The sequence below is a fragment of the Amycolatopsis sp. NPDC051373 genome, assembly GCF_040689465.1.
GTDB lineage: Bacteria > Actinomycetota > Actinomycetes > Mycobacteriales > Pseudonocardiaceae > Amycolatopsis.
In genome coordinates, this window is sequence record NZ_JBFBAE010000025.1 from 22,561 (window position 1) to 41,867 (window position 19,307).

Below are 19,307 nucleotides of genomic sequence, written 5' to 3' on the forward strand. Positions count from 1 at the left end.
GATCGGCCAGGAACTCGTCGTCGAACCGGACGGGTTCAGGCACTCCGGTTCCCCAGCAGCGGCGCCCGGCCGAGCGCGCCCCGCAGCCGCGCCAGCACGTCGTCCGACGTGCCCTCCATCGTGCAGCCCGCGGCCATCCGGTGCCCGCCGCCGCCGAACTCCGAGGCCACCGCCGACACGTCGACGCGGCCCGCGGACCGCAGCGAGACCGTCCACACAGAACCCCGCTCGGCGGGCGCGAACTCCTTCAGCACGCCCGCGACGCCGGCTTCCCGCGTCGCGCGGACCACGTCGATCACCGACTCGACCTCTTCCGGCCGCACACTCGCCGCCACGGCCGAGCGCACCACCGCGTGCACGAACCCGAAGCCCTGCGCGGCTTCCGGCTCCAGCTCCGCTTCGGACAGCACTGCCGAGAGCATCGGCAGCCACGCGAACGGGTGGTCGTCCACGATCCGCCGCGCCACCTCCGTCGGGTCGACGCCGGCCTCCAGCAGGCGCGCGGCGATCCGGTGCGTTTCGGGGCGGGCGCGGCGGAAACCGCTGGTGTCCGTGACGATCCCCGCGTACAGGCAGCGGGCGGCCGGCTCGTCCAGCTCGACGTTCATGGCCTCGATGATCTGCGCGACGAGCACCGCGGTCGCCTCGGTGGCCTCGTCGACCACGTGGTGCGTGCCGTAGAACGCGTTGGTGGCGTGGTGGTCCACCACCAGCACCGCACCACCGGCGGCGTGGACCGCGTCGACGCGCCCGGCGAGCCGCCCCAGCCGCGCCGGCACCGGCGTGTCGAGCGCGACCAGCAGCTGCTCCGACACGGGCAGATCGTCGGGCTTGGTGAGCAGCCCGTCGACGTCGAGCCAGGTCAGGGTCTCGGGGGCGTCGTCGGGCTCGCCGAAGGACACGCGCACGCGGGCGCCGCGCTGGTGCAGCACGTGGCCGAGGGCCAGTGCGCTGCCGAGCGCGTCGGCATCCGGGCGCACGTGGCCCAGCAGCGTCACGTCGGTGGCCCCGGCGAGCAGGGCGGCGGCGGCTTCGATGTCCTGCGCCAAAGTAGCTGTCACAGTGCGTCACGCTACGCTCTGCGGGATGCCTGAGTACGCGATTCTCGTTCACCCGTCCGCCAACCGGGTCTACGCCGCCTCGTCGCCCGCGCTGCTGCGGGCCGAGCTGGCGGTGTTCGGCGCGGCCGGGCTTTCCGCCGAGCTGTCGGAAGCCGAGGAGGTGGAGTTCGGCGGCGTGGGCTACGTCAAGTTCGCGACGCCGGAGCCGCTGACCGAACCGGACGTCGCGCTGCTGTCCAACCTGTCCTCGCTCTACGCCCTGTTCGAGCTGGGCGACGGCGTGCTGCGCCCTCTCCTGGTGCGGCCGCTGGCGAAGACGGACTCGGACCTGCTGACGATCCAGAAGTACGCGGGCAAGACCAATGAGCAGTTCACGAAGCTGCTGCTCAACGTCACGTTGCTCGCCACCGCTGACCCGACCGGGTGGCTCGAGCGCCCGCGGACGCTGCTCGACCCGCTGTGCGGGCGCGGCACCACGCTCAACCAGGCCGTGATGTACGGCTTCGACGCCACCGGTCTCGACGTGGACGGCAAGGACTTCGAGGCCTACGAGCAGTTCCTCAAGACCTGGCTGCGCACCAAGCGGGTGAAGCACACCGCCGACTCCGGGCAGCTGCGGCGCAACAAGGTCCGCCTCGGGCGCCGCCTCGACGTCGAGTACGCGTTCGACAAGGACGACTACAAGGGCGGCCAGACGCGCCGGCTCACCTACTTCAACGCCGACACCCTCACCACCGACGAGCTGCTGCGCGCGAACTCCGTGGACGTGATCGTGACCGACGCCCCGTACGGCGTGCAGCACGGCAGCCACCGCACGCAGGACGCGAGCCTCGCGCGCAGTCCACGCGACCTGCTGGCGGCGGCCGTTCCTGTGTGGACCCGCGTGCTCCGCCCGGGCGGGGCGCTCGGGATCTCCTGGAACCTCAACGTACTCCCGCGCGAGGAGCTCGTCGCGGTGCTTTCGCGGGCCGGCCTCCAGGTGCGCGAGGGCGGGCCGTACGAGGAGTTCGCCCACCGCGTGGACCAGGCGATCGAGCGGGATCTCGTGGTGGCGGCGAAACCGGCCTGAGGCGTCCTCTGTGGTCAGAGCCCGAGGAGCTTGCGCGCGTTTCCTTCCGCGATTTTCTCGTGCACCTCGCGGTCGAGGTCCAGTGCGTCGAACCACGCGGCGGCCCCGCCCATCGACTCGAACGGGTAGTCGGCTGAGAACAGTACGCGGTCGGCCCCGACCTCGTTGATCGTGAACACCAGCTCGGGCGTCGAGAAGTTGCCGCTCGTGGTGACGTGGAAGTTCTCGCGCAAGTACTCGCGCAAAGGTTTGCGCGCCGGGATGCCCGCAGGCTTGACCTCGAGCCGGTGGTCGGAGCGCCAGATGTTGAACGGCAGCAGCTCGCCCAGGTGCCCGAGGATCACCTGCACGCCCGGATGTTCGTCGAACAGGCCACTGGCCATGAGCCGCAACGCGTGCGTGCCGGTCTCGATCGAGAAGCCCCACGCCGAGCCATAGAGCCACGGGTGACCTTCGAGCATCCGGCTGTCACGCGGCAGCGGGTCGCGCGGGTGCAGGTACACGGGCACGCCCAGGTCTTCGACGGCCGCCCAGAACGGCCGGTACCGCGCCTCGTCGAGGTAGGCGATCCGGTCACCGTCCACTTCGGAGAACCCGTTCACCAGCGCGCCCTTGAACCCCAGCTCGGTCACCGCGCGGCGCAGCTCGACGACGGCTTCTTCGGGGTCCTGCAACGGAAGCGCGGCGAACGCGGCGAAGCGATCCGGCCTCAGCTGCACGTGCCGCGCGGCCACGTCGTTGGTGCGGCGCGCCCAGTCCACGGCCTGCGCACGGTCGGGCAGCCCCTGAATTCCGGGCGCCAGCAGGGAAAGCACGACGATCTCGATGCCGGCCGCGTCCATCAGCTTCAGACGTTCGTCCTGGACGTCCAGCAACTGGCGGCGGTGCGGCGGCCACGTCTGCTCGGTGAAGTGCTCGCGCGACTGCTCGACGATGTCGGGGTCGCCGGTGCCGAAGTGTTCCTCGAGGGCGATCTTGCGGACCATGCTGCGTCTCCTCTCGGTTCCGTGGTCTGAACATAGCATGCTATGAACTCCGGTGATCTAATCTTTCCGGGTGACCGAGCCCTCCGAGCCCTCCGGGTCCCTCGAGCCCGCCGACACCGCCGTCGACCGCTTCGCCGACGCCTGCAACGCGCTCTACTCGGCCATGCGCACCAACCGCGCCCGCCTCGACGCGCAGGCCGCGGCCGCCTCCGCCCTCAGCGACTCGCAGGCCCAGCTCGTGACTCCCCTGGCCCGGCTCGGCGCCATGACCATCGGCGAGCTCGCGCAGGAGGCGAAGCTCGCCCAGCCCACCGTCACGCGCTCAGTGAAGGCCTTGGAGTCCGCCGGCCTCGTCCGCCGCACCCCGCACGCCCACGACGACCGCCGTGTCGTCGTCGACCTCACCGACCGCGGCCGCGCCCACTGGGACCGCGCCCGTACCCGCCTGCGCGACAACCAGCGCGCGGCGTGGGACCTGCTGCCTGACGACCTGCGACCACAGGCGCTGGAACTACTGAAAGCGCTGACCGACGCCGTGACCGCCACCCGGCCGGCGGACTGACCGGATAAAAAAACCGCCGGCCCTGAACGTCGTGCGTTCAGGGCCGGCGGCCTGGTGGGCGGGGTAGCCGCGGGCGGCGTACCCAGCGGGGCGGAGCGCCCGGAGGAGGTGGCGACGAACGGCGCGGCGCCACCGAACAGCGCGCCGCGTCGTGGGACGTCGGGGATCCTCCGGAGCGGTTCAGCCTCGGGTCTCCTCTTCGGCTTCGATGTCGGTGTCGGCGAGGTCTTCGTCGTCTTCGCGCGGCGCCTTGTACGGGTCGGCTTCGCCGGCGTGCTGGGCGCCGGTGGCCTGGCGGGCCACCTCGGCGTCGGCCTCGCGGGCCTTGGCGAGCAGTTCCTCGATGCGGCGCGCGTCGTCGGGGATGCTGTCGGCCACGAACGCGAGGGTCGGGGTGTAGCGGACTCCGGTGCCCTGCCCGACTTTGGTGCGCAGCACACCACGCGCGGACTCGAGAGCCGCCGCGGCGCCGGCGAAGTCCGGCTCCGAGTCGAGGCTTTCGCCGAGCACCGTGTAGTACACCGTGGCGTCGTGCAGGTCCGCGGTGATCTTGGTGTCCGTGATGGTCACGGCACCGAGCCGCGGGTCTTTGACGTCGTGCTCGATCGCCGACGCCACGATCTGCGAGATCCGCTTGGCGAGCTTGCGAGCCCGAGCAGGATCGGCCATGGGAGGTGTCTCCTTCTGAAATGTTCTCCGGTCTAGTCGTCCGGACCCAGCAGCCGGCGGTGCGCCGACAGCAGGACGAACTCCGGTCGCGAGGCCACGAACCGCTCGCACGAGTCGAGCACGTCCCGGACGTGTTCGGCACCCGCGGCGACCACGGCCACCCCGATCAGGGCTCGCCGGTGCAGGTCGAGGTGACCGGCTTCGGACACCGAGACGGCGAAGCGCTTGCGCACCTCCGCCACGACCGGCTTGATCACGGATCGCTTCTGCTTCAACGAGTGAATGTCGTCGAGCAGGATGTCGAGCTCGAGAGCTCCGACGTACATAGGCTCCTTCAAAAGAAACGCAACGACCCCGGGGGGCCAGGGGGCTTGCCCCCTGGCGGGGGTTTGGGGGTTCGACCCCCAAGAAACACCGTGACGGCGGGAGAGGGGCGAGCGCAGCCTGCGAGCCCGCCCCTCTCCCAGCTAGCCGTCACGCACGGGGCTTCTCCCGCTGTTCGTAGGTCTCGATCACGTCGTCGACCTTGATGTCACTGTACGAACCCAGCGTCAGACCGCATTCGTACCCTTCACGAACCTCGACCACGTCGTCCTTGAACCGCCGCAGCGAGCTGATCGGCAGGTTCTCGGCAATGACGGTGCCGTCGCGGAGCAGGCGTGCCTTGGCGTTGCGCCGGATCTCCCCGGACATGACCAGGCAACCCGCGATCGTGCCGATCTTGGAGGACTTGAAGACGTCTCGGACCTCGGCGCGACCGAGCTCCACCTCTTCGAACTCCGGCTTGAGCATGCCCTTGAGGGCCTGCTCGATCTCGTCGATCGCCTGGTAGATGACCGTGTAGTACCGGACGTCGACGCCTTCGCGGGTGGCCCGCTCGGTCGCCTTGCCCTGGGCCCGGACGTTGAACCCGAGCACGATCGCGTCGGACGCGGTCGCCAGGTCGATGTCCGACTCGGTCACGCCACCGACACCGCGGTGCACCACGTTCAGCTCGACGTCGTCGCCGACGTCCAGCTGCAGCAGTGCCGCCTCGAGCGCTTCGACGGTACCCGAGTTGTCACCCTTGATGATCAGGTTGAGGCTGCTCGTCTCTTTCAAGGCGGAGTCGAGGTCCTCGAGGCTGACCCGCTTGCGGCGCGACGCGTTGAGCGCGTTGCGGGTGCGAGCGGAGCGGCGCTCGGCGATCTGCCGGGCGACGCGATCCTCGTCGACCACCAGGAAGGTGTCGCCCGCGCCCGGCACCGAGGTGAACCCGATGACCTGGACGGGACGCGAGGGCAGCGCCTCGGTGACGTCCACGTTGTGCTCGTCCACCATGCGGCGGACGCGGCCGTAGGCGTCGCCCGCGACGACGGAGTCGCCGACGCGCAGCGTGCCTCGCTGCACCAGCACCGTGGCCACCGGGCCGCGGCCGCGGTCGAGGTGCGCCTCGATCGCGACACCCTGGGCCTCCATGTCCGGGTTGGCCCGGAGGTCCAGAGCGGCGTCGGCCGTCAGCAGGATCGCCTCGAGGAGACCATCGATGTTGATGTTCTCCCGCGCGGAGATGTCCACGAACATCGTATCGCCGCCGTACTCCTCGGCCACGAGGTTGTACTCGGTGAGCTGCTGGCGGATCTTCTGCGGGTTGGCGCCTTCCTTGTCGATCTTGTTGACCGCGACCACGATCGGAGCCTTGGCGGCCTGTGCGTGGTTGATCGCCTCGACCGTCTGCGGCATGACCCCGTCGTCGGCGGCCACCACGATCACCGCGATGTCCGTCGAGTTCGCACCACGAGCACGCATGGCGGTGAACGCCTCGTGACCCGGGGTGTCGATGAAGGTGATCAGCCGCGGCGTGCCCTCGAGCTCGGTCTCGATCTGGTAGGCGCCGATGTGCTGGGTGATGCCACCGGCTTCACTCTCGCGCACCTTCGTCTTCCGGATCGTGTCCAGCAGGCGGGTCTTACCGTGGTCGACGTGACCCATGATCGTCACGACCGGCGGCCGGACCTGCAGGTCCTCCTCGCCACCCTCGTCCTCACCGTAGGTGATGTCGAAGGTCTCCAGCAGCTCGCGGTCCTCCTCCTCGGGGGACACGACCTGGACGACGTAATTCATCTCGCCGCCGAGCAGCTCGAGGATGTCGTCGGACACGGACTGCGTGGCCGTGACCATCTCGCCGAGGTGGAAGAGCACCTGCACCAGCGAAGCCGGGTTGGCGTCGATCTTCTCGGCGAAGTCGGTCAGCGAGGCACCACGCGGCAGCCGGATCGTCTCGCCCTGGCCCTTGGGCAGGCGGACGCCGCCGACGCTGGGCGCCTGCATGTTGTCCATGTACTCCTGGCGCTTCTGCCGCTTCGACTTGCGACCCTTGCGCGAGGGACCACCGGGACGCCCGAAGGCACCCGCGGTACCGCCACGGCCACCGGGGCCGCCACGACCGCCGCCGCCACCGCGGAAGCCACCGCCACCGCCGGCAGGAGCACCGGTGCCGCCACCGGGACGGAAGCCGCCACCGCCGCCACCGCCACCGGGACCGCCGCGGAAGCCACCGCCACCGCCGCCACCACCGGGACGGAAGCCGCCGCCACCGCCGCCGCCACCGGGACGACCGCCGCCGCCACCGGGACCGCCACGGGCACCGCCACCGGGACCGCCACGGGCGCCACCGCCCGGACCGGCCGGACGCGGGGTGCGGCCCGGCATCATGCCGGGGTTCGGCCGCGGGGGCATGTTGCCCGGGCTCGGCCGGTTGCCACCGGCGCCACCGCCGGGACGCGGCGCGGGCCGGTCACCGCCGCCACCGGCACCGCCGGGACGCGGCGGACGGTTGTCGCCGCCCTGACCCGGACCGGGGCGCTGGGCCGGCGGACGCGGGGCCGGGGCGCCGGAACCGACGCCGAACGGGTTGTTGCCGACGCGCGGGGTGCGCGGGCCGGGCTTGGGACCGCCGGGCTTGGGGCCCTGCGGCTTCGGCGGCACGACCGAGCCGGACGCAGCGTCCTGCTTCGGAGCGGGCTTCGGCGCCGCGGTGCTGCCACCGGACGGCTCGGCCTTGGCCGCGGGGGCCTGCACCTGGGGCTGCGGTTCCTGCTGCGGCTGGGCCGGAGCGGGCGTGGCCGGGCGCGGGCCGGGACGCGGGCCCGGACCCGGGCGGCTGCCCGGGGTGGCCGGACGCGGGCCGGACTGCTGCGGAGCGGCGGACGGAGCGGCCTTGGCCGCCGGCGCCTGCTGCTGGGTCTGCTGCGGAGCGGGCGCGGCCGCGGGCCGGGGGGCCTGCGGAGCGGGCGCGGCAGCGTTCGAGTTGCCCGAGCCGGGGGCGGGCGGCATGGGCCGCGGGCCGGGCGTCGGGCCGGACTTCTTCCCGCCCTTGGCGGGGTACGCGTCACGCAGACGGCGGGCGACGGGCGCCTCGACCGTGGATGACGCGGACTTGACGAACTCGCCCTGCTCCTTGAGCTTGGCGAGAACTTCCTTGCTGGTGATGCCGAGCTCTTTCGCGAGCTCGTGAACACGGGCCTTGCCTGGCACAGCTCTCCTCATCTAGGGGAGGCCAGGCGGTGAAGAGACCCGCTGACCTCGTCCTTATCGTCGCGCGTTCATGGCGTCGGCTTCACGGCTGACTCATGACGGGTCGACCTGCTTCCTTGATTCACTGCGGTTCCGGGTGGGTCCCGGAGCCCATCTCCATGGTGAACGCCGCGTGCTCACGCAGCCCCGCGGCGTCGAGCGTGCCCTGGGCCCGAAGTGCCCGGGGGAACGCCCGCTTCCGCTCGGCCTTGGCCAGACAATCCGGTGCGGGATGCAGCCACGCGCCCCGCCCCGGCAGCCGCCGACGTTCGTCGACGACCAGCCGCCCGGCCACCGCGATCACTCGCAGCAGCTCACCGATCAGGACCCGCTGCCGGCAACCGACACACGTGCGTACCGGGAAGTGCCGGTGGCGCTGGAGGTCGGTCGTGTCGCCACATCCCCGCGGCGGACCCTGAACCAGTGATGAGTCTAGCGCTTCGACCTTCACTCAGCCGAACCGGTTGTCGCGGCGGGCCGCGCCTGTCCGGCGTGGTCTTGATCACCCGCCGGGTCGGCGGGTGCGGCGTCGCTGCGGATGTCGATGCGCCAGCCCGTGAGCCGGGCCGCGAGCCGCGCGTTCTGGCCCTCCTTGCCGATGGCGAGGGAGAGCTGGAAATCGGGCACGACGACGCGGGCCGTCTTCGCCCGCTCGTCCACGACACGTACCGAAACAACCTTCGCCGGGGACAATGCATTCCCCACGAAGCGGGCCGGATCCTCCGAGTAGTCGATGATGTCGATCTTCTCGCCGGCCAGCTCGCTCATCACGTTGCGCACGCGCGCGCCCATCGGGCCGATGCAGGCGCCCTTGGCGTTCACCCCGGGCACGGTGGAGCGCACCGCGATCTTGGTGCGGTGCCCCGATTCGCGCGCCACGGCGGCGATCTCGACGGTGCCGTCGGCGATCTCGGGCACCTCGAGCGCGAAGAGCTTGCGCACCAGGTTCGGGTGCGTGCGCGAGAGCATGATCTGCGGCCCGCGGTTGCTGCGGGAGACCCCGACCACGAACGCCTTGATGCGCGTGCCGTGCTCGTAGGACTCCCCCGCGACCTGCTCGCCCGAGGGCAGGATCCCCTCGGTGTCACCGACCTGGACCACGACCATGCCGCGGGCGTTGGCGCGCGCGTCGCGCTGCACCACACCGGCCACGATCTCGCCCTCCTTGGCGGAGAACTCGCCGAAGGTCTTCTCGTGCTCGGCGTCGCGCAGCCGCTGCAGGATGACCTGGCGGGCGGTCGTCGCGGCGATCCGGCCGAAGCCCTCCGGCGTGTCGTCCCACTCCTCGTCGACCTCGCCCTCGGGGGTGAGGGTGTGCGCGAGGACGCGGACGAGGCCGGTCTTCTTGTCGATGTCGATACGCGCGTGGGACTGGTGCCCCTCGGTGTGCTTGTAGGCGGTGAGCAGGGCCGTCTCGATGGCCTCGATCACCGTGTCGAAGGGGATGTCCTTGTCCCGTTCGATCGCCCGCAGCGCGGCGATGTCCACGTTCACTTCGGCTCCTCCTTCGCTTCCGTCTGGCCGGCAGGGGTGCTGCTCTTGCCGGACGCGTCCTCTTCCAACAGTTTGAGCTCGTCGACGGGTGGTTGCTTGAACTCGATCTCCACCACGGCCTTCGCCACCGACTTGTAGTGCACGTCTTTCAGCCGGCCCTCGAAGAGCACGGTCACGCGCTCCTCGCCGGCGTGGCCCACCCGCGCGACGAACTCCGCGCCGTCGGCGGGCGTGATGCGGACCAGGCGGAACTTCGCGCGTCGCCAGTGGCGCGGCTGCGCGAGCGGCCGGTCCAGCCCCGGCGAGGTGACCTCGAGGGTGTAGGCGCTCGCGAGCACGTGCTCGTTCTCGTCGAGCGCCGCCGACACCTTGCGGCTGATCTCGGCGATCTCGTCCAGCCCGACCCCGTCGTCGGAGTCGACGACGACCTTGACCAGCTGCTTGCGGCCGGCCTGCTGCACCTCGAACGAGTCGAGGTCGAAACCCGCGACGGTGACGGCTTCGGCCACTATCGGCTGAAGCCGGCTGGCGAGTTCGTTGGGCACGTGGAGCACTCCTGTTCGGCCGAGGTGACGCGGGCTGGTCACGACAGTGGTCGGTGGTGGACCAGCTTATCCTGCGCCCCCAGGAGGACGCGCGAGCGGCGGTGCCGGTGCCGGGCCTGGCAGGATGGGCCGACGTGACCGCAAGACCGACCGACCTTTCCCGGCGCGGCGTTCTGCGCCTGGGCGCCGTCGCCGCTTTGGCCCTCCCGCTGGTGGCCTGTTCCGGGGGATACGACGAGAGCCCCGACCCGCTCGCCCCGCTGCTGTCCGCCGCCGACGCGGACGCCGCTGCGGCCAGAGCCCTCGGAGGCGGGGTCGCCGGGCAGGTCGCCGACGCGCGCGCCGCCCAGGCCGCTGCCCTGAAACCCGAGGTGGACCGGCTGAACCGGCCCAAGCCGACCACGGCGCCCCCGCCCGCGCCCGCCGACCTGGGCGCGTTCAAAGAGCGCTTGGCGACGGCCCGCAAGCAGGCCGAGGACCTCGTGCCCTCGCTCCCGGCCTACCGCGCCGGCCTGGTCGCGGGCGTCGCGGCGGGCTGCGCGAGCCTGCAGCGCCTCGCCTCGACACTCGGGCCCGGCGAAGACGCCCAGGCCGTGGTCGCGCCCGCCGCCACCGCCGCGTCCGACGCCGTCGACCCCCTGCAGAAGGCGCTGGCCTCGGAGCACGCCGCGCTGTGGGTGTACGGGCTGGTCACGGCCTTCCTGCCGGGCGAGTTCGGCGACGCCCTGAAGGCCGGGCGCGCCGAGCACACCGCGCGCCGCGACGTCGTCACCCAGATGATCGAGGCCGCGGGCGGCACGCCGGTGGCCCCGGAAGCGGCGTACGTGCCGCCGAAGCCGGTCAAGGACACCGCCTCGGCCGCCGCCCTGGTGGCGAGCGCCGAGGAGGACTCGGCGGCCGCGTGGCTCGGCGTCGTGACCCACACGGACGACGCGGGGCTGCGGAAGATGGCTTTGCAGGCGTTGATCGCGGCGGCCCGGCGAGGCACGCCGTGGCGCCAGGAGGCGGACGAGAAGCCGACCGCACTGGCGATGCCGGGTCAGCCGGCTTGAGCTGGGTCCGGCGGTGAAAAAAAGGGCCGTTCCCGGTGTCTTCGGGAACGGCCCTTTTCGCGTCGTAGGGGTCAGCGCAGGTCGGGGCCGAGGTCCAGCGCGCTGGTGGCGATGCGCTTGAGCAGCACGTCGTCACGGTGCTTGGCGTAGAAGTCGGCCAGGACGATGGTGACGTCGGTGCCCGTGACCCGGGACTCGTACTCCGCCTGGTCGCCACTCACCTTGGGCGCGCCCGCGGCCTTGTACGTGCCGTCGCGCATCAGGTCGCTCACGTTGCCGGTGCCGTCCTGATCGGTGAGCGCCTTGAGCTGCGCCGCCTGCGCCGCGGTCGGCATGCTCACCTTGACGACGGAGACGAGCGCCTTCGCGTCGCCGTACTCGACCGTGAAAAGCCCGCGCGCGAGCGAGGAGCACGGGTTGGTCTGGAAGAACTTCTTGGTGTCGTCGTAGGCCTTCGCCGCGCAGTCGGTGGACTTGTTCGGGCCTTCCACCAGCTTGTAGTCGAAGGGGTTCGTCTTCACCGGCGCCTGCGCCACCGGCTCGGGCGTGCTGTCGTGCCGGATGAGGAACCAGACCAGCCCGGCCACGACGGCGATCGCGACCAGGCCCGCACCGCGCAGCAGCAGCGCCTTGGTGTCCTGCGGCCGCTGCGGCGGGGTTGGGCCTTGGCCGGAGCCGGGGCCGAGGCCGGGCGGCGACCCCGGCTGCGCGGGCACCGCAGCGAGCGGCGCCGTGTCCGAGGGACCGGGGGTGAATTGGGGACCGACCACGGGCACATACGGTAGTTCACCGCGCTGAGCGCCTTCAGCCGAATGCGGTGAGAAGGCGTTCGACGTCGTCAGGGGTGTTGTAGAGGTGGAATCCGACGCGGACCCGACCGGCGCGTTTGCTCACGACGAGGCCCGCCGCGGCGAGCCGGTCGGGGTCCGCGTCCAGCGACACGATGGCGGTGCCGCGGGGCGGGAGGTCCAGGGGGGCGAGCAGGGAGTCCGCGAGGCCGACGTTGTGGTCGCGGACGGCGGTGAGGTCGAGGCCGGCGACGTACTCCAGCGCCGGCGCCGCGCCGGTGTGGGCGAGCCAGACCGGGGAGAGGTCGAAGGCGCGGGCGTCGCGGGCCAGGTGCAGGGGCAGGCCGTAGACGGTGGTCCAGGGGTCGTCACCCGCGTACCACCCGGCGGCGACGGGTCGGGTGCGCTCGTGGGCGCGCGGGTGCACGGCCAGCCAGGCGCACCCGCGCGGCGAGAACAGCCACTTGTAGCCCGCGCACACCACCCAGTCGGCCCACGCGACGTCGAGCGGCAGCCAGCCGGCGGCCTGCGTGACGTCGAGCAGCACGGCCGCGCCGGCACTCTCCGCTGCGGTGCGCAGGGTCTCGGTGTCCAGGACGGTGCCGTCGGCGGACTGCACCAGGCTGACCGCCACGAGGTCCGTGGCCCTCGACGTGCCCGGCCAGCTGTGCCGGCGGCCGCTCGGTCACTTTGAGGTCGGGCCGCGCGGCGAACGGGAACGTGACACTCGTGAAGTCCCCGGCCGCCACCAGGACGCGCGCGCCCTCGGGCAGGCCTCCCGCGACGTTGGCGACCAGCTGGGACACCGACGCGCCGACGGCCACGCGGTCGGTCGGCACGCCGGTCAGCCGCGCGAAGGCGTTGCGTGAGCGCGCCACGGCCTCGTCGAACCCTCCCGGCAGGTCCGCCCCGACCCGCCAGCGCTGCACGGCCGCCGCCACGGCGTCCGCGACCGCTCCGGCGGGATCCCGATGCTCGGCGTGTTCAGGTACCCGGCGGGAACGGCGAACTCGGCTCCGAAGGCGCGCATGCCTTCGACGCTACTGAACCGGTGGCAGCAACCCGGCCACTTCCGCGTACGGAAGGCCGCCGCGTGCGAGGCGCGCATGGCTCCAGCTCCGCTGACGGCCGTGCGGGCTCCTCGAAACGTCGGCCTGGAAGGGCTCGTCCTGTACCGCCCCTCCCCCAAGTGCTTCTGAAACCGGTGGCGGCAATTCGGCCGCGTCGGCGTAAGGCCGCACCGGCTGCGCCTTGAGGCGCATGTCTCCAGCCCCCGCCGAGCTGTGGCCGTCCGGGCAGCCCGCCACGTCGGCACGGGAGGGCGGAAGCGCGCATCCGCTCACTACAGACCCGGCGGCAGCAACCCCGCCACCTCCGCGTGGACGACGGAAACGACAACGCCCGCGCCCCAAGGCGCGCGCCCGCCGGGCCGTGGCCGTGCGGGCAGCCCGCCACGTCGGCGAACGAACGAGGAAGCGGCGCCGTTCTACCGCGAAGCCCGCATCCCCCTCACTACAGGGCCGGTGGCAGCAAATCCGCTACCTCCGCGTAGGACGGCGGAGGCAGTGGCAGGGAAGTCCCGTCGCGGGCGGCGTCCACGGTCGCCAGGGCGGCGGCCAGCGCGACGCGGTACGGCGTCGAGCCCAGGCTCACCCTCGCCACCCCCAGCTCGGCGAGGCCGGCCAACGTGACGCGGCCCGGCAGGAACAGGACGTTGAGCGGCACGTCCACTGCCGCCACCACCTCCGCGACCTCGCCCGGGTCGGCGAGGCCCGGGACGAACACCCCGTCGGCGCCCGCGTCGCGGTAGGCGCGGGCCCGCGCGATCGCGGCGGAAACCGGGCCCGAGCCGAGCCAGTGGGTGTCCGTGCGCGCGTTCAGGAAAACGGGCGAAGCCGAACGCACGGCCGCGATCAAAGCGCTCTGCACCTCCACCGGCGCGAGGGTGCCGTCCGCGCGGCCGTCTTCGAGGTTCACGCCCACGGCGCCCGCTTCGGCGAGCTCCGCGACCAGGTCGGCGACCTCGGCCGGGTCCGCGCTGAAGCCGTCGGCGACGTCGACGCTCACCAGCACGTCCAGCGGAGCCAGCGCGCGGGTCAGCGCCACTGTCGCCGCGCGGGACGCCGGGGCCCCGTCGGCCAGGCCCGCGGCGGCCGACACGCCGAGGCTCGTCGTGCCGACCGCCGGGTGCCCCGCCGCGGCGAGCGCGGCCGCGAAGCCGAACTCCCACACATTGGGCAGCAGCAACGGTTTCCCGGGCACGTGCAGAGCGGCGAACGAAGTCATGCCCGCAACCTACGCGCGCGACGCTTCGGCGGCCGCCGAAGCAATCCGCTCAGGTGCCGCCTGCGATACCGAGGCCGCTGAGCCGAGCGCTCATTCGCCCGAATCGGCCGTCGCCCAACAGCACTCCGCTCAACTGCCGTTCCCCAGGTTCGGCCGCCACCGGCTGAGCGCGCGACCGCCACCCTCCACAATCGCTCGCCGCCCAGCCACATCCGCTCAAGCACTGCCCCGCCAGGTTCGGCCGCCACCGTGCTCCGCGCTCAACCGCCACCCATCGGTTTCGGTCGCCGGCCAACCCTCACCCGCCACTCACCGCAATCGAGTCACCGCCCAACCGCACGCACTCAGCTCCCGCCCGCCATGATCGCCACCCGGCGAGTGCGCAGCAGTCTGCGCAGCGCCGGCACCGCCGGGCCCGCGGCGTCGTCCAGCTGAGCGAGGCGCGCGGCATGGGGGCGGGACGAGCGGCGGGTGAATCCCACCTGGGCCGCCGCGGCGAGGGCGGTCAGCGCGGCGGCGCGGGTGTCCACTTCGGACAAGGGCGCGCGCAGCGCTCGGTCCACAGTGGCGCGGACCTCATCGGCCCGCACCCGATCGTCGAGGCGGAAAACCTTCCGGCGCAGCACCGGCGTGACGTGTGACCGCAGGAGTCCCGCGGCGGCCAGCTGCAGCTCCAGGGAGCGGAGGGTGTCGGCCGAGTTGCGGCGTAGCAGGCGTCGCCAGCGGGTCGGGCCCTCGTCGGCGAGGTCGGTGAGCAGGTCGTCGAGCAACAGGTCGCCGGTGGGGCCGTGGCCGGCAGCCGAGACGCGGCCGCCGGTGACCGTCAGGTGGCCGCGCAGCAGGAGGTCTGTGACAGCGGAAGCACGCACGAGCAGTGCGGCGTGGCCGCGTCTGCGGATGCGACCCTGGTCCGGGTCGCACGCGAGCAGGTAGGCCTGGGTAGCCAGCGAGGGGGTCATTGCCGCTTCACCGACGGCCAGATCTGGTCCCACGACTGCGTCCTTCCGGTGTAGAGCCAAACAAGTCCTGGCACGACCTCGGTCGCCGACGCGAAGTAAGGCTTCAGCAGCGTCGGGTCGAAGCCGGTGAAAAGCGCGTCCCGCGCCTGGTCCGGTGGCCGGTCGAAGTACCAGTAACCGCGGTGTCCACTGTAGACGTCGGTGATCCCGTACCGCGGGCCGTAGTACTCGACTGCCGCGGCGAACGGGTAGATCTCCGCGTACACCGCCGTCTGGGCCTTCACCCCGGGGGGCAACGACGAGTACGTCTGCCCGACGACGTCGGCGACCTGCTTCTGCGCCGTCTCGCCGTCCGCGAACACCGTGCCGAGCGAAAACGGCCCGAACGACGTCGCCGTGACCGACGCCGGCCACACCGGCAGCGCGGCGACGGTGACGGCGGCCGACAGCCCGAACGCGATCCCCACCGGGATCCGCCACCAGCGCACCAGGTCGCGCCGGCTCAGCTCCGTGGCCGCGGCCGCGAACGGCAGCGCGTAGAGGCTCATCAGGTAGTACGAACGGCCGTGAATCAGCACCACCACGACGGTGACCAGCAGCAACGCCAAGGCAAGGTAGCGGTACGGCCGCAGCTCGGGCGAGCGGAACAGGCGCCACACCCCGTAGAGCAGGGCCAGCACGCCGACGCCCATGCCCGCGCCGAGCAGCCCGTCGCGCGCGAAGGCGAAGTAGCCGGGGAACTCGGCGGCGACGACGTCGGCCATGTGCGCGTACGGCCAGTCGTGCGTGGCCTGCCAGCCGAGCGCGGGGATCGTGGCGACCACCGCGATCAGCGCGCCCAGCCACAGTTTCGGGTGGCTCAGCAGACGACGTGGGCCGACGACCGCCGCGGACACCAGCACGGCGGCCCACAGCGCGGGGATGAGGAACTTGACCTCCAGCGACACCGCCGTGACCGCGCCCGCCCACACGAGCGGGCCGTCGCGGCGCGTGCGGGTCCAGCGGACCAGCAGGAAGCCGACGACCGTCCACAGGAACGGGTCCAGCGCATAGGTGGAGACCCAGTGGCTGAGGACGGCCAGGTTGGACGTGGCGGACAGCCCGCCCGCCATCAGCTGCGCCGGGCGGCGGCCGCCCAGTTCGCGGGCGATCAGCGCGGTGACCACCACGCCGGCGCCGACCGCGAGCGCCATCGGCAGCCGGAACGCGAGCAACGAACCGGGGAACAGGCGGTCGAGCGTGCCCGCGAGCAGCGGGACGAGCGGTGGCTGGTCGAAATACCCCCAGGCCGGATGATCTCGACCAGCCACCAGGAAATAGAGCTCGTCGAACCCGTGCGCGTAGCGGACGCTCGTGAGCCCGAGCAGCGCCGCCGCCAGCGCGGCCACGGTGAGCACCGGCAGCCGGGCGAACGGGGCGATCTCCCCCCTGCTGGTCTCGCGGCTCGTCATGAGGCTCGTCATGATCCGAGTCCACCGCGCCGGCCGGGGCCGGCGAAACGGTGATCGGTAGCCGGTGCGGACGACGAACGTTGTCCCGCGCGCAACTTTCGTTGCGGGTCCTGTCCCGGCCGGTGCGATTCCCCCGCGGCGGTCCGGACCAGCCGTTACCGTGACGGGGGTGAGCGAAGTGCGGCGTGGAACCTGGCCCCGGCCGGCCGAAATGGGCTGGCTGCTGGCGGCGGCGGTCCTGTTCGCCGGGCTCGACTTCGCGTTGCACTGGGCCGGACCGACGAGCGGGGCCTTCGGGCCGTACGCCGGGCTGGCGCTGCGCCTCGCGTGCGACCTTTCGCTGCTGGCGGTGTTCCGCTTCCCCGACGCGGTGGCCGGGATGCTCGTGGTGGCGTCGCTGGCGATGCTGGCGTCGGACCTGTTCTGGCCCGGGCTGCTGGTGCCCGCCGACCAGCCGAGCCTGATGACCGTGCCCACGGTGACGCCGGTGGTGCTGAGCCAGCTCCCGCGCGTGATGGACCGGCGGCGGTTGCTGTGGATCGGCGGCGTGCTGGCGGTGCTGGCGACGCGGCCGTGGGACCCCGCCTGGAACACAACGCCGTTCGGGCTGCTGAGCACCGCGTTGCCCGTGGCGGTGGCGCTGTACTTCGAGGCGCGCCGGCAGCTGCTGCGTTCACTGCGGGACCGGGCCGAGCGCGCCGAACGCGAGCAGCACCTGCTCGCGGAGCGGGCCCGCGCCGAGGAACGGCGGCGGCTCGCGGGCGAGATGCACGACGTGGTGACCCACCGGCTGAGCCTGATGGTGCTGCACGCGGGCGCGCTCGGCGTGGTGTCGACGGACCCGTCCGTGCGCTCCGCGGCCGAGGACATCCGCCGTGAGGGCGCGCACGCGCTCGACGAGCTGCGTGATCTGGTGGGCGTGCTGCGCGACGGTTCGAGCATCGAACCCCCCGCCGCTTCGCCGGCCCCGGTCGCTTCGCCGGCGGACCTGGTGGCCGAGTCGGTGGCCGTCGGCGTGGCCACGGAGCTTTCGGTGCGCGGGGACCCGGACCAGGTGTCGCCGACGGTGGCGCGCACGGCGTACCGCGTGGTGCAGGAAGCGCTGACGAACGTCCGCAAGCACGCGCCGGGTTCGTCGGCCGCCGTGTCGCTGCGGTACCACTCGGGTGGTCTCGACGTGTGCGTCACGAACACCCGCGGGTGCCTGCCGCCCGACCCGACGCTCGCCGGCAGCGGCTCGGGCTCCGGGCTGAGCGGGCTCCGGCAACGCGTCGAGCTCGTCGGCGGGCAGCTCGAGTCCGGCCCCGGGCCGGGCGGCGGATTCCGCGTCGGTGCGATACTTCCCGCCTACGTCCCGACGACGGAAGGTGCTCCCCGGTGATCACGGTGGTCGTGGCCGACGACGAGCCGATGGTCTGCGCGCACCTGCGCACGATCCTGGGGTCGGCCGAGGACCTCGCGGTGGTCGCTTCGGCCTCCGACGGCGCCGAAGCGGTCGAGGCCGTCGTCCGGCACCGCCCCGACGTCGTGCTCATGGACCTGCGCATGCCGGGCGTCGACGGTCTCACCGCCATCGCCCGCATCGTGCAACTGCCGGACCCACCCGCGGTCGTCGCGCTGACCACCTTCGACGCCGACACCTACGTCATCCGGGCGCTGCGCGCGGGCGCCGCGGGTTTCCTCGTGAAGTCCACACCGCCCGAAGACCTCATCGGCCTCGTCCGCGTCGCCGCCGACGGCCACACCGTCCTGTCCCCCTCCGCGGCCCGCCGCCTCGTCGCACTGTCGGCCGACGGCCACGCCCGCACCGCCTCGGCCCTCCGCCGCGCCGGCGCCCTCACCGACCGCGAACGCGACGTCCTCACCTGCCTCGGCGAGGGACTGTCCAATGCGGACATCGCCGCCCGCCTGCACCTCGCGGAGGCCACGGTGAAGAGCTATGTGTCGCGGATGCTGGTGAAGCTGGAATGCGCGAACCGGACGCAGGCGGGGTTGCTGGCACATGAGGCCGGGTTGGTGAGTCGCTGAGGTTCAGGCCAGGGCGGTCGACTGCAGAGTCTCGTCCTCGTTGCGCAACTTGGCGAGCAGCGCCGTTCCGAGGTCGGTCAGCGCGTAGTGAGCGCCACCTCTCTGAGAGAGGAAGGAGTTCTCGGTGAGGTTCGTGATCAACTGCAGCGATTCCAATGAGTTCAGGATCATCCTCATCACCCACAGCCAGGTGTGGCATCGCGGCAACCACGTTGTCGCGGGAGCACTCACTCTCGGCGCCATAGTCGCCGCATCCTTGCCGGCGTCGGCCTTCACGTAGTTGGAGAGCTTTCCCTCGACGCGCTCCACCTCGCCGCAGCCACCTTCGTCAGCCATCGGCCCTCATTCGCGCTACCTCAAGCCGAAGCCGGCGTGTGTTCCGCGTCGAACGCCTCGCGGGCGGCGGTCACCTGGGTCATGTGGTGGCGGGCCCAGCGGTCGAGCATGTCGAGGGGCTCGGACAGGTCGCGGCCCAGCGGGGTGAGTTCGTATTCCACGCGGGGTGGGATGACGGGGTAGGCCGTGCGCGTGAGGATGCCGTCGCGGACGAGGCTGCGGAGGGTTTGCGTCAGGACTTTCTGGGAGATGCCCTCGACGCGTTTGCCGATCTGGGTGAAGCGCAGCGGGCCGTCGCGGAGGGAGCCGACGATGAGGACGGTCCACTGGTCGCCGATGCGGTCGAGGAGCTGGCGGGTCGGGCAGTCGCGGTCGTAAGGGTTTCCCAGCACCACAGGCCTCCTCGAATCACTCTCTCAAAGAGAGTAACACTCCTGGGCACCACCGCACCTCAACCCGAGGGCAC

General features: G+C 72.1%; 19 protein-coding genes and 1 pseudogene. 5 read left to right on the plus strand and 15 right to left on the minus strand.

Translation table 11 applies throughout. From position 1 onward, the window contains the following. Positions 1-35 precede the first annotated feature (35 nt). On the minus strand, positions 36-1,061 hold the full coding sequence (locus tag AB0383_RS36680) for a bifunctional oligoribonuclease/PAP phosphatase NrnA (RefSeq protein WP_364178947.1): 1,026 nt from the start codon (positions 1,059-1,061) through the stop codon (positions 36-38). A gap of 25 nt (positions 1,062-1,086) precedes the next feature. Between AB0383_RS36680 and AB0383_RS36685 the strand changes: the two genes are divergently transcribed. Continuing rightward, positions 1,087-2,130 (plus strand): SAM-dependent methyltransferase, encoded by a 1,044-nt coding sequence (locus tag AB0383_RS36685; protein WP_366189738.1) that lies wholly within the window; start codon positions 1,087-1,089, stop codon positions 2,128-2,130. Positions 2,131-2,144: 14 nt separating this feature from the next. Here the strand turns inward: AB0383_RS36685 and AB0383_RS36690 are convergent, their stop codons facing one another. Beyond that, positions 2,145-3,116: an amidohydrolase family protein gene (locus AB0383_RS36690; protein ID WP_364178951.1), complete on the minus strand. Its 972-nt coding sequence runs from the start codon at positions 3,114-3,116 to the stop codon at positions 2,145-2,147. A 70-nt stretch (positions 3,117-3,186) separates the two neighbouring features. On the opposite strand from AB0383_RS36690, the gene AB0383_RS36695 reads away from it, so the two are divergent. After that, the gene (locus AB0383_RS36695) at positions 3,187-3,678 is read left to right on the plus strand and encodes a MarR family transcriptional regulator (RefSeq protein ID WP_364178952.1); all 492 of its coding nucleotides are present in this window, start codon (positions 3,187-3,189) and stop codon (positions 3,676-3,678) included. Positions 3,679-3,858: 180 nt separating this feature from the next. Here the strand turns inward: AB0383_RS36695 and rbfA are convergent, their stop codons facing one another. The 6 genes from rbfA to rimP form a co-directional block, all read right to left on the minus strand. Further along, positions 3,859-4,347 carry a 30S ribosome-binding factor RbfA gene (gene rbfA / locus AB0383_RS36700; protein ID WP_366189739.1) on the minus strand — a complete coding sequence of 163 codons (489 nt, stop codon included), beginning with the start codon at positions 4,345-4,347 and terminating at the stop codon, positions 3,859-3,861. A 32-nt stretch (positions 4,348-4,379) separates the two neighbouring features. Beyond that, the gene (locus tag AB0383_RS36705) at positions 4,380-4,673 is read right to left on the minus strand and encodes a DUF503 domain-containing protein (RefSeq protein WP_364178956.1); all 294 of its coding nucleotides are present in this window, start codon (positions 4,671-4,673) and stop codon (positions 4,380-4,382) included. Positions 4,674-4,821: 148 nt separating this feature from the next. Next, positions 4,822-7,863: a translation initiation factor IF-2 gene (infB, locus tag AB0383_RS36710; RefSeq protein ID WP_364178957.1), complete on the minus strand. Its 3,042-nt coding sequence runs from the start codon at positions 7,861-7,863 to the stop codon at positions 4,822-4,824. Between the two features lie 121 nt (positions 7,864-7,984). Further along, positions 7,985-8,206, minus strand: a complete 222-nt coding sequence (locus AB0383_RS36715) for a YlxR family protein (protein WP_364178959.1) — start codon at positions 8,204-8,206, stop codon at positions 7,985-7,987. Positions 8,207-8,349: 143 nt separating this feature from the next. Continuing rightward, complete coding sequence (gene nusA / locus AB0383_RS36720) at positions 8,350-9,396, minus strand: transcription termination factor NusA (RefSeq protein WP_364178960.1); 1,047 nt, start codon at positions 9,394-9,396, stop codon at positions 8,350-8,352. Further along, positions 9,393-9,941 (minus strand): ribosome maturation factor RimP, encoded by a 549-nt coding sequence (gene rimP / locus AB0383_RS36725; RefSeq protein ID WP_364178962.1) that lies wholly within the window; start codon positions 9,939-9,941, stop codon positions 9,393-9,395. The genes nusA and rimP overlap by 4 nt, the downstream gene beginning before the upstream one ends. Before the next feature lie 134 nt (positions 9,942-10,075). Here rimP and AB0383_RS36730 point away from each other — a divergent pair, with 134 nt between their 5' ends. Next, a complete protein-coding gene (locus tag AB0383_RS36730; protein WP_364179277.1) occupies positions 10,076-10,993 on the plus strand; it encodes a ferritin-like domain-containing protein in 918 nt (305 codons plus the stop codon). Positions 10,994-11,064: 71 nt separating this feature from the next. Here AB0383_RS36730 and AB0383_RS36735 read toward each other — a convergent pair whose 3' ends face one another. The 5 genes and pseudogenes from AB0383_RS36735 to AB0383_RS36755 form a co-directional block, all read right to left on the minus strand. Then, positions 11,065-11,709, minus strand: coding sequence for a hypothetical protein (locus tag AB0383_RS36735; RefSeq protein WP_364179278.1), 645 nt, complete (start codon positions 11,707-11,709; stop codon positions 11,065-11,067). 88 nt (positions 11,710-11,797) lie between these two features. Beyond that, positions 11,798-12,811, minus strand: a pseudogene (locus tag AB0383_RS36740) (aminotransferase class V-fold PLP-dependent enzyme). A gap of 482 nt (positions 12,812-13,293) precedes the next feature. Then, positions 13,294-14,067 carry an isocitrate lyase/phosphoenolpyruvate mutase family protein gene (locus tag AB0383_RS36745; RefSeq protein ID WP_364178963.1) on the minus strand — a complete coding sequence of 258 codons (774 nt, stop codon included), beginning with the start codon at positions 14,065-14,067 and terminating at the stop codon, positions 13,294-13,296. Between the two features lie 344 nt (positions 14,068-14,411). After that, a complete protein-coding gene (locus tag AB0383_RS36750) occupies positions 14,412-15,026 on the minus strand; it encodes a GPP34 family phosphoprotein (protein ID WP_364178965.1) in 615 nt (204 codons plus the stop codon). Further along, positions 15,023-16,489, minus strand: a complete 1,467-nt coding sequence (locus AB0383_RS36755) for a glycosyltransferase family 39 protein (protein ID WP_366189740.1) — start codon at positions 16,487-16,489, stop codon at positions 15,023-15,025. Before AB0383_RS36755 ends, AB0383_RS36750 begins: the two co-directional genes overlap by 4 nt. A gap of 157 nt (positions 16,490-16,646) precedes the next feature. On the opposite strand from AB0383_RS36755, the gene AB0383_RS36760 reads away from it, so the two are divergent. Then, entirely contained in the window at positions 16,647-17,858 is a 1,212-nt protein-coding gene (locus tag AB0383_RS36760) for a histidine kinase (protein WP_366189741.1), read from the plus strand. Continuing rightward, entirely contained in the window at positions 17,855-18,505 is a 651-nt protein-coding gene (locus AB0383_RS36765) for a response regulator transcription factor (RefSeq protein WP_364178971.1), read from the plus strand. The genes AB0383_RS36760 and AB0383_RS36765 overlap by 4 nt, the downstream gene beginning before the upstream one ends. Positions 18,506-18,508: 3 nt before the next feature. Here AB0383_RS36765 and AB0383_RS36770 read toward each other — a convergent pair whose 3' ends face one another. Both AB0383_RS36770 and AB0383_RS36775 read right to left on the minus strand, forming a co-directional pair. Further along, positions 18,509-18,841, minus strand: a complete 333-nt coding sequence (locus AB0383_RS36770; protein ID WP_364178972.1) for a hypothetical protein — start codon at positions 18,839-18,841, stop codon at positions 18,509-18,511. Between the two features lie 20 nt (positions 18,842-18,861). Next, the gene (locus tag AB0383_RS36775) at positions 18,862-19,233 is read right to left on the minus strand and encodes a helix-turn-helix domain-containing protein (RefSeq protein WP_364178974.1); all 372 of its coding nucleotides are present in this window, start codon (positions 19,231-19,233) and stop codon (positions 18,862-18,864) included. Positions 19,234-19,307 lie beyond the last annotated feature (74 nt).

Coding starts and splice junctions, on each gene's coding strand:
- AB0383_RS36685 (WP_366189738.1), top strand. CDS start 1,087: ATGCCTGAGTACGCGATTCTCGTTCACCCGTCCGCCAACCGGGTCTAC.
- AB0383_RS36690 (WP_364178951.1), bottom strand. CDS start 3,116: ATGGTCCGCAAGATCGCCCTCGAGGAACACTTCGGCACCGGCGACCCC.
- rbfA (WP_366189739.1), bottom strand. CDS start 4,347: ATGGCCGATCCTGCTCGGGCTCGCAAGCTCGCCAAGCGGATCTCGCAG.
- AB0383_RS36705 (WP_364178956.1), bottom strand. CDS start 4,673: ATGTACGTCGGAGCTCTCGAGCTCGACATCCTGCTCGACGACATTCAC.
- AB0383_RS36745 (WP_364178963.1), bottom strand. CDS start 14,067: ATGACTTCGTTCGCCGCTCTGCACGTGCCCGGGAAACCGTTGCTGCTG.
- AB0383_RS36750 (WP_364178965.1), bottom strand. CDS start 15,026: ATGACCCCCTCGCTGGCTACCCAGGCCTACCTGCTCGCGTGCGACCCG.
- AB0383_RS36755 (WP_366189740.1), bottom strand. CDS start 16,489: ATGACGAGCCTCATGACGAGCCGCGAGACCAGCAGGGGGGAGATCGCC.
- AB0383_RS36770 (WP_364178972.1), bottom strand. CDS start 18,841: ATGGCTGACGAAGGTGGCTGCGGCGAGGTGGAGCGCGTCGAGGGAAAG.